Origin of the sequence: Gallibacterium salpingitidis (assembly GCF_001678495.1) — a bacterium.
GTDB classification, from domain to species: Bacteria; Pseudomonadota; Gammaproteobacteria; order Enterobacterales; family Pasteurellaceae; genus Gallibacterium; species Gallibacterium salpingitidis.
In genome coordinates this window covers 1-16,190 of record NZ_JTJL01000008.1, presented here as the reverse complement: position 1 = coordinate 16,190, position 16,190 = coordinate 1, and the positions used below count along the sequence as shown (strand labels likewise).

General features: G+C 36.9%; 15 protein-coding genes and 1 riboswitch. Of the genes, 11 read left to right on the top strand and 4 right to left on the bottom strand.

Annotation, left to right across the window (positions count from 1 at the left end):
- Window positions 1–8 precede the first annotated feature (8 nt).
- The 3 genes from QS62_RS02485 to hemC are packed head-to-tail and all read right to left on the bottom strand — an operon-like array spanning window position 9 to window position 3,256.
- Window positions 9–1,541: a uroporphyrinogen-III C-methyltransferase gene (locus QS62_RS02485; protein WP_066105427.1), complete on the bottom strand. Its 1,533-nt coding sequence runs from the start codon at window positions 1,539–1,541 to the stop codon at window positions 9–11.
- Between the two features lie 16 nt (window positions 1,542–1,557).
- On the bottom strand, window positions 1,558–2,325 hold the full coding sequence (locus tag QS62_RS02480) for a uroporphyrinogen-III synthase (protein ID WP_066105424.1): 768 nt from the start codon (window positions 2,323–2,325) through the stop codon (window positions 1,558–1,560).
- A gap of 4 nt (window positions 2,326–2,329) precedes the next feature.
- Window positions 2,330–3,256, bottom strand: a complete 927-nt coding sequence (gene hemC, locus QS62_RS02475) for a hydroxymethylbilane synthase (protein ID WP_066105421.1) — start codon at window positions 3,254–3,256, stop codon at window positions 2,330–2,332.
- A 226-nt stretch (window positions 3,257–3,482) separates the two neighbouring features.
- On the opposite strand from hemC, the gene QS62_RS02470 reads away from it, so the two are divergent.
- The 11 genes from QS62_RS02470 to QS62_RS02420 all read left to right on the top strand — a co-directional run bounded on the left by QS62_RS02470 (window position 3,483) and on the right by QS62_RS02420 (window position 15,863).
- Window positions 3,483–5,957 carry a class I adenylate cyclase gene (locus QS62_RS02470; protein WP_066105418.1) on the top strand — a complete coding sequence of 825 codons (2,475 nt, stop codon included), beginning with the start codon at window positions 3,483–3,485 and terminating at the stop codon, window positions 5,955–5,957.
- A gap of 154 nt (window positions 5,958–6,111) precedes the next feature.
- Complete coding sequence (locus QS62_RS02465) at window positions 6,112–6,741, top strand: response regulator (protein WP_066105414.1); 630 nt, start codon at window positions 6,112–6,114, stop codon at window positions 6,739–6,741.
- 147 nt (window positions 6,742–6,888) lie between these two features.
- On the top strand, window positions 6,889–8,037 hold the full coding sequence (locus QS62_RS02460) for a prolipoprotein diacylglyceryl transferase (RefSeq protein WP_066105411.1): 1,149 nt from the start codon (window positions 6,889–6,891) through the stop codon (window positions 8,035–8,037).
- 3 nt (window positions 8,038–8,040) lie between these two features.
- Window positions 8,041–8,406 (top strand): DUF488 domain-containing protein, encoded by a 366-nt coding sequence (locus tag QS62_RS02455; RefSeq protein ID WP_066105408.1) that lies wholly within the window; start codon window positions 8,041–8,043, stop codon window positions 8,404–8,406.
- A 182-nt stretch (window positions 8,407–8,588) separates the two neighbouring features.
- The gene (locus QS62_RS02450) at window positions 8,589–9,290 is read left to right on the top strand and encodes an OmpW family outer membrane protein (RefSeq protein ID WP_066105405.1); all 702 of its coding nucleotides are present in this window, start codon (window positions 8,589–8,591) and stop codon (window positions 9,288–9,290) included.
- Window positions 9,291–9,425: 135 nt separating this feature from the next.
- Window positions 9,426–10,067, top strand: coding sequence for a dethiobiotin synthase (gene bioD, locus QS62_RS02445; protein ID WP_066105402.1), 642 nt, complete (start codon window positions 9,426–9,428; stop codon window positions 10,065–10,067).
- A gap of 61 nt (window positions 10,068–10,128) precedes the next feature.
- Window positions 10,129–10,298, top strand: a riboswitch (Lysine riboswitch).
- 88 nt (window positions 10,299–10,386) lie between these two features.
- On the top strand, window positions 10,387–11,739 hold the full coding sequence (gene lysC, locus QS62_RS02440; RefSeq protein WP_066105400.1) for a lysine-sensitive aspartokinase 3: 1,353 nt from the start codon (window positions 10,387–10,389) through the stop codon (window positions 11,737–11,739).
- A 243-nt stretch (window positions 11,740–11,982) separates the two neighbouring features.
- On the top strand, window positions 11,983–12,966 hold the full coding sequence (locus tag QS62_RS02435; RefSeq protein WP_066105396.1) for a sialic acid TRAP transporter substrate-binding protein SiaP: 984 nt from the start codon (window positions 11,983–11,985) through the stop codon (window positions 12,964–12,966).
- 71 nt (window positions 12,967–13,037) lie between these two features.
- The gene (locus QS62_RS02430; protein WP_066105393.1) at window positions 13,038–14,888 is read left to right on the top strand and encodes a TRAP transporter large permease; all 1,851 of its coding nucleotides are present in this window, start codon (window positions 13,038–13,040) and stop codon (window positions 14,886–14,888) included.
- Between the two features lie 305 nt (window positions 14,889–15,193).
- Window positions 15,194–15,556 (top strand): type II toxin-antitoxin system RelE/ParE family toxin, encoded by a 363-nt coding sequence (locus QS62_RS02425; RefSeq protein ID WP_066105389.1) that lies wholly within the window; start codon window positions 15,194–15,196, stop codon window positions 15,554–15,556.
- 4 nt (window positions 15,557–15,560) lie between these two features.
- A complete protein-coding gene (locus tag QS62_RS02420; protein ID WP_066105384.1) occupies window positions 15,561–15,863 on the top strand; it encodes a helix-turn-helix domain-containing protein in 303 nt (100 codons plus the stop codon).
- A 102-nt stretch (window positions 15,864–15,965) separates the two neighbouring features.
- Here the strand turns inward: QS62_RS02420 and QS62_RS12040 are convergent.
- A partial coding sequence (locus QS62_RS12040; RefSeq protein WP_197496256.1) for a hypothetical protein occupies window positions 15,966–16,190 on the bottom strand: 225 nt, incomplete at its 5' end.

Below are 16,190 nucleotides of genomic sequence, written 5' to 3'. Positions count from 1 at the left end.
TTCTCCTACTATTCTGTTTTCGCTGGTTGTTCAGGAGCGGCGTTTTCTGACGCACTTGGTTGCTGCTCTTCGGCTTGATCTTTAGTTTCAGAAGTATTTGCTGGTTCTGACGCTTGCGGTTGTGCAGCTTCTGGATTTTTTTCCTTCGCTTTGGCTTCTTCTGCTTTATTCTCTTCTAAAATCGTTGGATTTGCCTTCATTTCCACTTTTTCAATCTTATGTGGTTGTTTATGCAAAATCTCATCTAAAATAGTTAAGCTTTCAAAGGTATTTGGCGCATCAACATAAATTGACTCTTCAGAAAGATCATCTAATTGTTGTAAGAAACGTTGTACCAATACACTATCCGTATTGAAATAACTTCTTACCCAAGAGGTCACCACTTCTAATGAACTCTTATAAAGTTCATTTTGCTGACGTGGTACTGCCAATAGAGCAATTTGTAAACGCAAACGGATATTTTCACGCAAATAAACATCTTGATTTGGCGCTAACAACGCTTTCTCAACTGGATCCCGCGGTTGAATACGAATAAAGTGATTCAAGAACGAAGTTGCTGATTTTTGCATATTTGTACGCCAATCACTAATCGAATCAGATAACTCGCCATTATCATCAGTTGCATTATCACTAGAAAGATCAAGCACTTCCAAATCATCAACCGCATTCGCTAATTGCGATAATTTTTGCATAATCGCATTCTGATCAACATCATTAACATCAGCAAGACGTTTTAAATCTTGAGCAATCGCAGTACGTACACTAATCGCACGTGGATCAGAAACATCATTCAGCACACTATCAGCTTCTTTCAACAACGAAATCGCCGTACTCAAATCATTATCAATGATCAATTTACGCTGCGCATTGCTTAATAAGAAATCCGCTTCCGACATTAACCATTCATTTGGTTGGCTTTCTGCTTTATCTGCCACTGCTTTATTTAATTGCGACTGTAACGCAATAATTTGTTGTTCCGTAATTCCGCGATTTTGCTGCAATGAATCCAACGCTGTTTTAGTCGCAGCCAACTCATTTGTTGTATTGACTAACGCATTTTTCACTGCATCAAATTCGGCTTTACTTACTGTATCAGTTGGTGTCGCTTGCGCAGTTGCTTGTTGTTGAGATTCTAAAGTCGCAATCTGTTGTTGTAATTGATTGAGCTGTTGTTGCCCTAAATAATAACCAGCACCACCAACGCCCAATGCGACTAATAATGCTAATAAGGCAATGCCTTTACCACCAGAAGATTTTTTCGTTTCTTCTTTATCAGAAACTTTACTTTTTTGTGGTTGGGAATGATTTTCTGCTGCTGTTGTAGTTTTGACTGTTTCCACTTTTTTACTTTCCGCTTTATTTTCAGCTTTTTGTGGTTCTTTTTTCACGTCTGCTTCTTTTTTTGATGGGTTAGTTGTTGAATTATCTGTTTGAGGTGTTGTGACATTTTCAGTTGAATTTGTTTCACCTGTGCTAGGAGTAACCTCTGCATTTACCTCTGTATCTTTTTGAATATCAGTTTCATCATGTTGTTTTTTCATCGCTACTCCTACTTTATTATTTATCTCGTGAATGGGGATAAAACGATAATATCGCTTTCAATAAACTAGCATTGTCTGCCTTTTCAGTGAGAATCACTTTATCTTCTTGCCAACCCGCTGTTATTGCTAATTGTGCAATCCGATCACTAATCACCACCAACTTACAATTTAATAACCAATTATGTTCACTTTTAGGAATAAAATCCAGTAAATACCGTAAAATTTCGCCACTAGTCACCACAATCGTATCAATGCCTGCACGCGAAAATAACATTAATTCTTTTTCATCCAATTGTTGCAATTCGCGATGGTAGCAAGCCACCATTTCTACATTAGCACCTTGCTGTGCCAATTGCTCTGGTAATAATTCTCTTCCTTGCTGCCCGCGTAAAATCAATATATTTTTCTGTTGACACTCTTGTAGCAATGGTAACGCTAATACGCCTTCGCTATTTTCTTGCGCAAATGGATAATGCACCGGTTGCTGCGTTGCTGCTGTTAATAACATCGCTGTTTTACGCCCTACCGCGATATACGATAAATCAGTACGCCATGAAAAACCTGTATTTTTCAACGTTTGTTCCGCATAATACACCGCATACTGTGATACACAAATCACGCAATCTCCAGCATTTAATTGTTGCAATTTTTGTGGCAATTGATTGATTTGTTCACCAGCAACAATTTTAATAAAAGGCGCGTGAATCGCGGCAATACCTTCACGATTTAACATTTCTGTTAAAACTTGACCCGATTCTTCCGGACGTGTAACTAGAATGCCCATAAACTTAAACTAACGCCTGTGCTAATAATTTTTCTGCACCTTGTGCTAACAAGGATTCTGCAACTTGGATACCTAATTGCACTGCTTGCGATCTTGGCGCTACTCCTTCTGCACGCAAAACCTCACTACCATCAACCGCACCTACTAACGCACGCAAATGAAGTTGCTCACCTGACAAAATAGCATAACCAGCAATAGGCACCTGGCAGCCACCTTGCAAACGATTATTCATTGCTCGTTCTGCGATAACACGATCCCAAGTATCTTGGTGTAATAAAGGTTTCAATAATTGATTAACCCACTCATCATCAACGCGGCATTCTACGCCTACGGCGCCCTGTCCAACTGCTGGTAAAGAGGTTTCAGCTTCAATAAAACTACGAATACGCTGCTGTTCACCTAAACGGATTAACCCTGCGGCAGCTAAAATAATTGCATCATATTCGCCATCATCTAATTTTCTTAAACGTGTTCCGACATTACCACGTAATGTTTTCAATTCCAGATCTGGACGTAATGCTTTTAACTGACATTGACGGCGCAAACTCGACGTTCCAACTACGGCATTCTGCGGTAATTCTACTAATGAAGCATATCGATTGGAAACAAAGGCATCACGCGGATCTTCTCGTTCACAAATGACACTTAAATGTAATCCTTCTGGAAATTGCATTGGTACATCTTTCATTGAATGAACCGCAATATCCGCTCTATGCTCCAATAACGCTAATTCTAACTCTTTAACAAATAACCCTTTACCACCAATTTTAGCTAATGGTGTATCTAATAACACGTCACCTTTTGTCACCATTGTGACTAATTCAACAGTAAGTTGTGGATATAAAGATTCTAATTGTTGTTTGATAAAATTGGCTTGCCATAAGGCTAAAGGACTTTGCCGAGTTGCAATACGGATAACATCTTTTTGCATAATTCACTCTTTTATGATTAACTTATTATTCATTGTTTTAATGAATTTATATCCTATCATTGTTGCCTGACGTTGTCAGTGCTTAGAAACAGAATCTTCATTGAGTTTAATCAAAAACTTCGCATCTGAACTAGCTCGAGTATTTACCAAGTTATCTAGAAGTGTTAAAGTTTTGCGCCGTTGATGAGATTAAAGTATTTATCATTACAGAGATCATACATAGCTAATGAACAATCTAGAAGTTGCCAAGAAAAAGGTTGAACAATTAGACAACATTCGTTTAGAGCGTGCTTTAGCAGGTGCACCAAACGAATTTCAATATGTTCTTAACTTAGTTTGCGTCTTATTGCACCACAATATTCCTGAGTTACCAGGATATGTCGAAGGGGCACCTTTTGGCATTGTTAATTTTCATTACAATCTCTATCAAAAAAATTATCTCTCTTCGACGCTATCTAATACCACTTTATTCTCTTTAGAACATCAACCGCAACCCGTTGCCAGTTTATGCGGAATTTATGCAATGGGTAGTTTAGGATCGATTACCCAAACTTCTCGTTCAGATTTAGATTTATGGGTTTGTGCTTCACGTACTTTAACCCAACCACAACTCGATAAATTACAACAAAAATTCACCTTGGTTTGTCAGTGGGCGCACAACGTAGGCGTAGAACTTAATCTGTTTTTAGTCGATCAAGACCGTTTCCGTTGCGGACAAGCCGTTGATTCTTTATCCAGTGACAATTGTGGCTCTAGCCAATATATGTTGCTACTAGATGAATTTTATCGTTCCGCTATTCGTTTGGCTGGTCGTCCATTGCTTTGGTTACATCTCGCCGTAGAAGATGAAACAAAATATGATGACACAGTGAAACAATTAGTTAATGAAGGAAAATTGAACCCTAATGAATGGGTTGATTTCGGTGGCTTAGGTAGTTTATCGGCTAATGAATATTTCGGTGCAACCTTGTGGAATCTCTACAAAGGTATTGATTCGCCCTATAAAGCCGTTATCAAAATTTTATTATTAGAGTGTTATTCGTGGGAGTTTCCCAACACTCGTTTAATTTCACATCAGTTCAAATTGGATTTATTACAAGATCGCACAGTCAATCATCATTTTGATCCTTATATGGCAATGTTGGACAAAGTAACGCATTATTTAACCGTTACCAATGATCCTGAACGTTTGGATAATGTACGCCGTTGTTTCTATATTAAAGCTTGTGAAGATATTGATAATGCTGAATTAACTGGTAATTGGCGCTTAACGCTTTTAATGCGCCTTGCGCGCCATCAATGGAAATGGGATTCCAATACAATCCAAGAATTAAATGAAAGAAAGCATTGGAAAATTAAACAAATCCGTCGTAGTTATAACAGCATTGTTAATCTATTGATGTGCAGCTATCGCCAATTAATGGATTTTGCCCGTAAATATAATATCTCTGGCGGCGGTATTATTCCTGAAGATATCAGTATTTTGACTCGCAAATTGTATGCTGCATTTGAAGAGTTACCAGGGAAAGTTACTCTTTTTAATCCTGCTATCGTGACCGATATTGCTGAAAAAGAGCTCACTTTCGTTGAAGCGACTGGTAATTCAGTAATGCAAAAAGGCTGGTATCTGCTCAATCAAGAACCAAAAATTTCGTCATTATCGAAATATCGCCACGTTGAATATAATCCAAACCTGAATAAATTGGTTTGTTGGGCATATTTTAATGGTCTATTAACTGCAGAAACTAATCTGCACATTATCAGCAACACTGTATCCTTAGAAACATTACAGCAATTTGTTGAAGATCTGCGCGACACATTCCCAACCGAAGTTTCACCGGCGACCAATAGTGATCTCTATCAACCTTGTGAAATTCGTAATCTGGCAGTCATTGTCAATTTAGTGCAAGACCCGACCAAAGACGAATCCTTGATTGATCACCATTTCCGTCTGCAACCAAAGCATCTTTTCAACAATTTAACGGCTAAACAAACTAAGCTAATTGGCAGCATTGATTTTACTTATCGCAATTTATGGAATGAAATTCGCACCTTGCATTTTGAAGGGCCAAGCGCGATTTTCCGCGCCTTAAAGGTGTTATCAAATAAAATTTATCGTAGTTCTGTACCATTACAATCAGTGAAAGTGTTCTGTTACAGCCGTCGCTATCGTAATATTATTCGTCGTTTTACCAGTGAATTAATTGATCGTTGTATTAATATCCAAACTAGTAATCTGATCAATAGTAATCAATTAAATACGCTCTATGTTGCAAGCGAAGTTTGGAATAACTTCTTCCATCGCGATAAGTTGAATATCACTAAAGAACTGCTTAGTGAAAGTGGTTTGACACCTATTTCTACTAATAATGATGAATTGAAATACCCACAGGCGATTGAATACTATTCTAATGAAGGGTTCTTACAATTCTTCTTTGAAGACAATCCGGATAAAACATTTAACATCTATATTTTAGATGAAAGTAATCAACTTGAAGCTTATTACCACTGCGAAGGGGTAAAAAGTCAAAAAATCGAGGAAATTAATCAAATTTATCGTGCTGCAACTAATGGAGAAAACAGTACACCATTCCAAGTATCAAAGAATAATTTTAATTACCCACAGTTTTATCAAATAAACCATATACATGGAAAAACAACTGTCACACCTTATCATTCTGTAAACACTTTTAACAATTAATGATTTTGGTAAACAAAAATTGATTATTTTTAATCTATATCAAAGATTTTCTTACTTATAGAAAAATTTGTTAGTGAAAAGAACACGTTTTTTCCTGTTCGTATGATAGTATGTGCAAGATTTTTTTGAATACTCCTCAAAAGGGACAAATATAATGAAAAAAACAACTATTTTAGTCATTGATGATCATCCTCTTATTCGTAGAGGGATTACTCAACTGTTACAACTCGATGAATCTTTTGAAGTTTTGGCGGAAGCTAGCAATGGTACAGAAGGATTAGCCTTAGCGAAAAAACTTTCACCAGATATGATTATCCTAGATTTAAATATGAAAGGTATGTCTGGTTTAGATGTATTAAAAGCATTACGCCTTGATGAAATCGATGCCAGAATTGCGGTATTAACCGTTTCTGATTCACGTTCTGATATTTTTGCGCTAATTGAAGCTGGTGCAGACGGCTACTTATTAAAAGATACCGAACCAGATACTTTATTAGTTCAATTGAAAAAAATTGCTGAAGGACAAGTTGTACTTAGTGATGCAGTGAAACAACGTTTACTAGAACAACACTCCTCTAATGATCCATTACAATTATTGACTGATCGTGAAATGGATGTCTTAAAACTGATCGCTACTGGCCTTTCTAATAAACAAATTGCTTCGCAATTATTTATCTCCGAAGAAACCGTAAAAGTGCATATTCGTAACTTGCTACGCAAATTAAATGTACATTCTCGTGTAGCAGCGACAGTGCTTTATTTAGAAAATCGCGGTTTAGATTAATCTTCGTTTTGGCAGGCGTAATACAGATGTGGCTTTGCAATAAAAATAAACAAATATTGCAATGTTCCTCATTAAGAAAAAATAATTTATTGCTATAATAGCCTGCCATAATCATCATCTGCTTAATATGTGACTGGGTAAAAATAGATGAAGTTTTTCTCTTTTTGTTTAAGTTTATTGCTATTGTTCTATACACCATTTGCTGCTGCTGATTGGAAACAAGTAGGTAAAGCTGAATATAATTGGGGTCCATTCCACATTTATACCGTTTCTCTTTTTACAGAAGATGGCAGTTATAGCAGCGGACAACGACCATTAATGTTACGCATTAAATTTGCTAAACCAGTCGAAGGGAAAAATTTCGCGATCTCAATGGTCAAAGAGATGAACTTAGAAGCACTGAAAACAGAAGAAGTGGATCAGCTTAGAAAACGTTTAATTAATAATTTCCCAGATTTCAAACCTGATGATGTCTTAAACTATATTGCATTAGATAAAGATGGCTACTTTGTGTTAAATGATACTGTTTTATCGGAACACTTTGACCGTTCTTTCAACCACCAATTTGTTTCTATTTGGTTAGATTCAGAAAGCAGCTTTAAACAATTACAGCCGCGCCTATTGGGTGAAGATAAAGATAAAGAGAAAGAGAAAGAAAAAGAGAGTGCAATCGCACAAGCAAACAGCAACGCTAAACCAGATCCAATGAAACCGGGTGCACTTCATGCTGCTGCAGAACAAGTTGCAGCAGAAAATGGCAACAAATTAACTAATTTTGCTGATGTAGCGCCAACAACTACAACGGCACCAGCAGCAAAATCAGAAGAAAAAGCCACTGCAACAACGAATAAAGTTGAAAACAGTGCCGAAGCAACTACCACAGTAGAAAAAACAACACAAGCTACGACAACAACGCAATCAACTGAGAACAAAACAGTGAATACAGAAAAACCATCAGATAAACAATCTGCTGAAAACAAAACTGAACAGACAAAAACAGCAGCAGTCCCTACAACTGAAAAAGTAGAGAACAAAGCAGATACTGCAACAGCAACACAAGATGCGAAAAATACGGATGCTACTCAAAAACAAGATGAAACAAAAGCAGCTACACCAGCTCAACAACAAGCCACTCAACCTGAAGCGACGGCTGAAGAGAAAGATAATCAAGATAAAGGCAAAGCAGAAACAGATAAACCTGCTGCGGAGGAACCAAAAGTCGATCCTGAACAGCCAATCGAACCTCCACAAGAAGTGGATCCGATTATGCCTTATCAAAAACAATACTATTGCTAATTTATGTTTCAATTACAAATTAAGCGAATCTATCAACCCATCGCAACAAACGATGGGTTTCGCATTTTGGTCGATCGACTTTGGCCACGTGGTATAAAAAAGGAAACCGCACAACTCGATTTATGGGCAAAGAATATTGCGCCATCGCCACTGCTACGCAAATGGTTTAATCACGAAGCAGATAAATTCACTGAATTTGCTCAACAATATCAACAGCAATTAACTCAAAATCCTGAAGTCCAATCATTTGTAGAGCTTTGCTATCAGCAATTACAGCAACAGAATGTCACCTTACTCTATGCTGCGAAAGATCCTTGCTGTAATCACGCCCTTATTTTGCAACAATGGCTATTGAAACAATTTGAATAAATTTGATCTAGTTCTCATTTCTACGGTTTATCCGTATAAGTTATTTTGATATATCACAAAAAGTTCCCATTAACTCTCTATTTATTGATTTTTGTCAAACTTTTTCTTACCCAAAAGGGGTATCTTGAGCAAGTCATATGACAAACAAGAACAAAACCTATTATTCATTCACGGAGGGTTATATGAAAAAATTAGCACTAGCAATTGCAACTTCTACTGCTCTACTCGCTGCATCATCAGCGGCAATGGCTCACCAAGCTGGCGATATCTTCGTTCGTGGTGGTCCAATTTTAGTCGTTCCAAATACAGATACTCATCGTTACGCAAATAACGCACTTCCTTATGATTTTGATGTAAATAGCAATCTACAACTTGGTTTAACTGGTACCTATATGATCACCGATAACCTTGGTGTGGAATTATTAGCCGCTACTCCATTTAGTCATGAAATTAAACAAGCTGGATTGGGAACAATTGCTAAAACTAAACAATTACCACCAAGCCTTTATGTACAATATTATTTCTTAAATGCGGATTCACCAGCTCGTCCATATGTAGGTGCTGGTATTAACTATACTACTTTCTTTAATGAAAAATTTACTTCAACTATTTCTAATACAGATTTTTCTGCTTTTGGATTACCTAAAATTGATGCTAAGAATTTAAAATTAAAAGATTCTTGGGGTCCTGTAGTCAATGCTGGTATTGATATTAAACTCACTGACAATTTATTCCTTAACACCTCTATTTGGTGGGCAAAAATCAAAACTAAAGCAAAATTTGATGTATATGATCAAGCTTCTGGTCAATTCCTTACTTCTCAAGAAGCTCGTGTAACCTTAGACCCAACTGTATTCTTCGTTGGTTTAGGTTATAAATTCTAATTTGATTTAGACTTTTCTGTTTTGTTGTTAAGCCATAGCATTTCGCTATGGCTTTATTTTTGCCAAATTTCCTTTTCCCTCAGTGCGATCAGTAGTATAGTGCTTACCATTTTTCTACCCTAATAAGGAGTTGTTATGGGAAAAATTCTTTTTGTGAGTGGCATTGATACCGAAGTCGGTAAAACAGTCGCTACTGGTGTTTATGCTAAAAAGTTAATGGAACAGGGTTTTTCAGTCATTACCCAAAAAATGATCCAAACTGGCTGTGAAAAAATTTCTGATGACATTCTCGTCCATCGCAAAATTCAACAAATCGCCTTAACAGAAGAAGATTTAGCTGGTATCACTTGCCCCTATTTATTCCATTATCCTTGTTCACCACATCTTGCCGCTAAAATGGAAAATCGCCACATTGATCCCGCTTATATTACGGAAAAAACTCAACAATTAGCGCAGCGCTATGATTATGTTCTATTAGAAGGTGCTGGTGGTTTGGCGGTACCTTATCGTGATAATGAAACTACGCTCGATTTTATCGCCAAATATCAATATCCATTAATTTTGGTCACTTCTGGTAAGCTCGGCAGCATCAATCACACTTTGCTCAGTTTAATGGCGTGCCAAAGCCGTAACATTCCAGTTCATACTGTTATTTATAACCGTTTTCCAGAAAAAGATCCGTTAATCGAACAGGATACACAACATTATTTGCAACAATATTTACAACAATATTGGTCACAAACTGAATTCGTTTTATTAGAAAAATTGAATTTTTAAAATTTCATTTGACATTCCGTTCATTAACGGATATTTATATAAACGTTTTGTAGCACAACGCTACTGCAGGAGAGGCGCGGAACTCAGGTCGTTATTTTTAGGTCTGGAGCCAGTGAGAAATAATCAGGGGAGTTTCGCCGAGATAAACAATTTTCCAGAGAGTTGTTTATCGGCTATTAGGGCTGAATCCCTAAGGCTGTCATCGGTAAACGATGGAGGGCTTCTGAACATCATTGACGTTTCATATCTCTTCCAGTTTTCCTTAGATCTTCTGTAATAAGCAATTTTTATTCACAACATTATTATTTAAGGAAATCTTATGTCTCATTTATCTGTTGCAAAATTTGGGGGAACTAGCGTAGCTAATTACGCTGCAATGCAATCTTGTGCCAAAATCGTGATGGCTGATCCAAACACTCGCGTGGTAATTCTTTCTGCTTCTGCCGGAGTCACTAATCTTTTAGTAGCGTTAGCAAATGGTTGCGAAAAAGAAGAAAGAGAATCGCTTGTTAATCAAGTTAGACAAATTCAATACAATATTTTAAATGAATTAAAAAATGCAGCAGTATTACGTGAAGAGATTGACCGTTTACTCGATAATATTGAATCTTTATCTGATGCTGCTTCATTAGCAACTTCACCAGCATTAATTGATGAAATCATCAGCCATGGTGAAATGATGTCAACATTAATCTTTGTTGAGGTTTTACGTGAACTTGGAGCAAATTCAACTTGGGTTGATGTCAGAACATTAGTTGCTACCAATGACAATTATGGTAAAGCGGCGCCGAATGATGAATTAACTCAACAAAATTGTGATCGTGTGTTAAAACCATTAATTGAACGTGGCGATCTTGTCATTACACAAGGCTTTATTGGTCGCGCACCAAACGGTAAAACCACTACATTGGGTCGTGGCGGTAGTGACTACTCTGCAGCATTAATTGCCGAAGTCTTAAAAGCGGATGATGTGTTAATTTGGACTGACGTAGCAGGTATCTATACTACTGACCCGCGTATTGCACCAGCAGCACAAAAAATTGACACAATGAGTTTTGCTGAAGCAGCAGAAATGGCAACCTTTGGTGCAAAAGTATTACATCCAGCAACATTATTACCAGCAGTACGCAGTAATATTCCAGTCTATGTTGGTTCAAGTAAAGCACCAGAGCAAGGCGGTACTTGGGTAACTCGTGATCCACAACCGCGTCCACTATTCCGCGCCATTGCATTACGCCGCGATCAAACTTTATTAACACTTTCTAGCTTAAGTATGTTACACGCACAAGGTTTCTTAGCGAATGTATTTAATATCTTGGCAAAATACAAAATTTCGGTAGATACCATTACCACTTCTGAAGTTAGCGTGGCATTAACCTTAGATAAAACTGGTTCCGCCTCATCTGGAGCAGAACTTCTTTCTAACGAATTACTTGCTGAATTAAGCGAAACTTCTTCAGTAAAAGTTGATACTGGTTTGTCATTAGTCGCACTAATTGGTAATGATCTTCACGTGGCTGCCGGCGTAGCAAAACGCCTATTTGGTACCATTGCAGAATACAATGTGCGTATGATTAGCTATGGTGCAAGTACCAACAATATCTGCCTATTAGTACAAAGCGAACATGCCGATGAAGTTGTGCGTAAGCTACATCAAGAACTTTTTGAATAATCTATCTAATTGTCCTCATTTTGATCTTGCCCTTGTTTTCACAAGGGCTTTTTTCTGCAAAAATGGTTAAAAAACAACCTCACTTCATAAATTTTGTGATTGATCTCTCAATAATGAAATAAAACTTCATTTTATTTAAAAAAATGATGTATATTAATCATCAGTAAAAAGTGCTTGCTTTATACAGTCATTTGTATGACTTGCTACTTTTCCCAACAATCTAACTCTTATAGGAGAAACGCAATGAAATTTAAAAAATTACTACTTGCTACACTTTGTATGGGCATCTCTGCAACCGCATTTTCTGCAGATTTTAACCTTAAAATGGGTTTAGTAGCGGGACCAACATCTAACGAAGTAAAAGCTGCAAAATTCTTCGCTGATGAAGTTAAAGCAAACTCTAAAGGCAAAATTGAAATCTCTGTTATCGATAGCGGACAACTTGGTGACGACCGTTCAATGATCAAACAATTAGGCGATGGTGCATTAGACTTCACATTCGGTGAATCAGCTCGTTTCCAACTCTTCTATCCAGCAGCTGAAGTATTTGCTTTACCATATATGATTCCAAATTTTGATGTAGCGAAAAAAGCATTATTCGATACTAAATTTGGTAAATCTTTAATTGAAAAAGTGAACAAAGATCTAGGTATCACTATCTTAGCTGATGCTTATAACGGTACTCGTCAAACTACATCTAACCGCGCTATCAACAGCATTAAAGATATGAAAGGTTTGAAATTACGTGTACCAAATGCAGCAACTAACCTTGCTTATGCGAAATATTCAGGAGCATCTCCTACACCTATGGCATTCTCTGAAGTTTATCTTGCTCTACAAACTAACTCTGTAGATGGTCAAGAAAACCCATTATCAACTATTCAAGCGCAAAAATTTGAAGAAGTGCAAAAATATTTGGCATTAACCAACCATATTCTTAATGACCAATTATATTTAGTAAGTAATGCAACTCTTGAAGAGTTACCAGAAGATCTACAAAAAGTAGTAAAAGATGCTGCAGTAAAAGCGGCTGAATACCACACTAAACTCTTCGTAGATGGTGAAGCTAACCTTATCTCTTATTTTGAGAAAAAAGGTATGACAGTTACTAAACCAGATCTTGCTCCATTCAAAGAAGCAATGAAACCATACTATGAAGAATATATTAAGAAAACTGGTAAAGAGGGTGAAGAAGCGATTGCTGAAATCAATGCTCTAACCAAATAATCTTCCTGCCTTAGCGTTCCTTAAGCGCTAAGGCTTTTTTTTGACCTTAGTGTAGTCGTGATGGGGTTACTATGAAATATTTTAATAAACTTGAAGAATGGCTCGGCGGCATACTATTTTTAATAGTATTTGTCATTCTGATTGCACAAATTGTTGCTAGACAAGTCTTTGATTCCCCTCTAATTTGGAGTGAGGAGCTCGCACGTTTGTTGTTCGTTTATGTTGGTATGATCGGAATTGCTATGGGGATTCGTTCACAACAACACGTGTTTATCGATTTCTTAACCAATATGATGTCAGAAAAATTAAGAAAAATTGTGTTCTCTTTTGCACAATTTCTTATTTTTGTTTCTATCATGTTGTTTTTTCACTTCGGTGTTAGACTTTTAAAAGGAGCTTCATTCGAACTCGTCTCACTTGGCATTTCCGAAAAATGGCTATATGCTTCATTGCCGTTTCTTTCTTTATTAATGTTAGTTCGCTTTTTACAAGCACAAGTAGAAAACTATAAAAATAACTTAACCTACTTCCCTGTGCTATTTTTCTTAGTTGCTTCCGCTATTGTTATCGCATTAATTCTATTTAATCCTGATATTTTTAAAGTATTGCGTATTACCAATTATGTCCGCTTTGGCAGCGAGTCTGTTTATATTGTCTTACTGATTTGGTTAGTCATTATGTTTATCGGTACACCAGTCGGTTGGTCATTATTTATTGCGACAATTCTCTATTTCGCGATGACACGCTGGAATGTAGTTAACTCTGCCTCTTCTAAATTAGTTGATAGTTTAAATAGTTTCTCTTTACTCAGCGTACCATTCTTTATCCTTACTGGTATTTTGATGAATACCGGGGGCATTACCACTAAGATCTTTGAATTTGCTAAAGCACTACTTGGTCACTATCGTGGCGGTATGGGTCATGTAAATATTGGTGCAAGTTTAATCTTCTCTGGTATGTCAGGTTCTGCATTAGCGGACGCTGGTGGTTTAGGTCAATTAGAAATTAAAGCAATGCGTGATGCTGGTTATGATGATGATATGTGCGGTGGTATTACAGCGGCTTCTTGTATCATTGGACCATTAGTACCACCAAGTATCGCGATGATTATTTACGGTGTTATTTCTAACCAATCTATCGCTAAACTTTTCGTAGCAGGCTTTGTACCAGGTGTATTAGTTACTATCGCATTAATGATTATGAACTACTACATCTCGAAAAAACGTAACTATCCACGCACACCAAAAGCCTCTATGGAAGTGCTTTGCCGCGAATTTAAAGGTGCGATTTGGGCATTATTAACACCTATACTTATTATTGTCGGCATTTTCTCAGGCTTATTTACGCCAACAGAAGCTGCGGTTATCGCTGCACTTTACTCTATCGTGGTTGGTAAATTTGTTTATAAAGAATTAACACTACAATCACTATTCAAAGGTTGTGTAGAAGCAGTAGCTATTACAGGTGTAACCGTATTAATGGTGATGACGGTAACCTTCTTCGGCGATATGATTGCGCGTGAACAAGTAGCGATGAAGATTGCAGAAGTCTTTATTACCTTCGCTGATTCGCAATTTATGGTATTAGTGATGATCAATTTACTACTTCTCTTCTTAGGTATGTTTATTGATGCACTTGCCTTACAATTCCTTGTATTGCCAATGTTAATTCCAATCGCCGTACACTTTAATATCGACCTCATCTTCTTCGGTGTAATGACAACCTTAAATATGATGATTGGTATCTTAACTCCACCAATGGGAATGGCACTATTCGTGGTTGCTCGTGTAGGTAATATGCCGGTCAGTACCGTAACTAAAGGGGTGTTGCCGTTCTTAATTCCAATTTTCGCCACTTTGGTATTAATTACAATATTCCCGCAAATTATTACCTTTATTCCTAACTTATTATTACCTGGTTGATAATAATTAATTCAGCTAAAGCCTATCTTGAGTAATTAAGATAGGCTTTTTTGTTGCAGTTAAATTCGATGAAGTATCTCTAAAATACGCCAAACATCTTTATTATCGCCAAATGCACTGAAATCCATGCTTTAACAGCAGAAGCCCTTCGGTACAACAACTACCAACCGTCTGTCCAACTTTAGGATCTCAATTCAATAAATAGTAAGAAATTTTTAGCTAAATAGATAAATATACAATTGCTCACATATTAAATATAGACTAAAATCTATATAAATATTACAGAATGAAAAGGTAATGAGAGTATGAAGCAAGAATGGGAGGTAATTTTACAAAAGCCTCTTTTAAATTGGTTCGAAACATTAGCAGAAGAAGATTTGTTAAAAATTTATGCTGCACTAGAGTTACTCTCAACAGAAGGTCCACAATTAGGTAGGCCTTATGCAGATACCATTCAAGGATCTAAATATGCTAATTTGAAAGAATTGCGGGTGCAGTCTAAATTATCCGTATTTCGTTTGTTCTTTATTTTTGATCACATCAGACAAGCTATTGTGTTGTGTGGTGGTGATAAGAGAGGCAAAAAAGAGAAAATATTCTATAAAGAAATGATTACTTTAGCAGAACAGACTTATGATGATTACCTTTCTACCTTGTTAAAGGAGTAAGCAAATGAGTGTAAAATTTAGAGATTTAATGAACAATCTTCCAGCAGAAAAACAAGCCAAAGTAAAAGAAATGGCGGATGAGATGCGTATGGAGTTACAGCTTTATCGTATTCGTGAAGAGTTGGAACTTTCGCAAAAACAAATGGCTGAAGCATTAAATATTTCTCAGCCGTCTGTCGTCGCATTAGAAAAACGCGGCAATGATATTAAACTCTCGTCAATTAAACGCTATGTTGAAGCAATGGGCGGTGCATTAAATTTATCCATTAAGCTACCTAGCGGAAAAACAGTAACTTTCAATTTATAACCTAACCGTTTGGGTGAAGTTGTATATGCCTTGTGGCAATATTGGGATAAAAAAATGCCCCGCATTAGCAGGGCATTCATCTATCTTATCAGTTAGCTACTCTTAGAAACGAATATTAAAATTCGCCTGTACACCTAAAGAATGACTACCTTCACGTCCAGTCGCTTGTCCGCCGAATTGTAAGCTGACATTTGGCGTAAAGTGATAAGTTGACCCTAGCTCAATATCACCAATCACGCGACCAAACTTACCATTTTTCACACTAAAGTATTGTAGTGGTAGACTAATTCCGCAGTCCTCAATAGGTGGTAAACTATCACAAAAAGA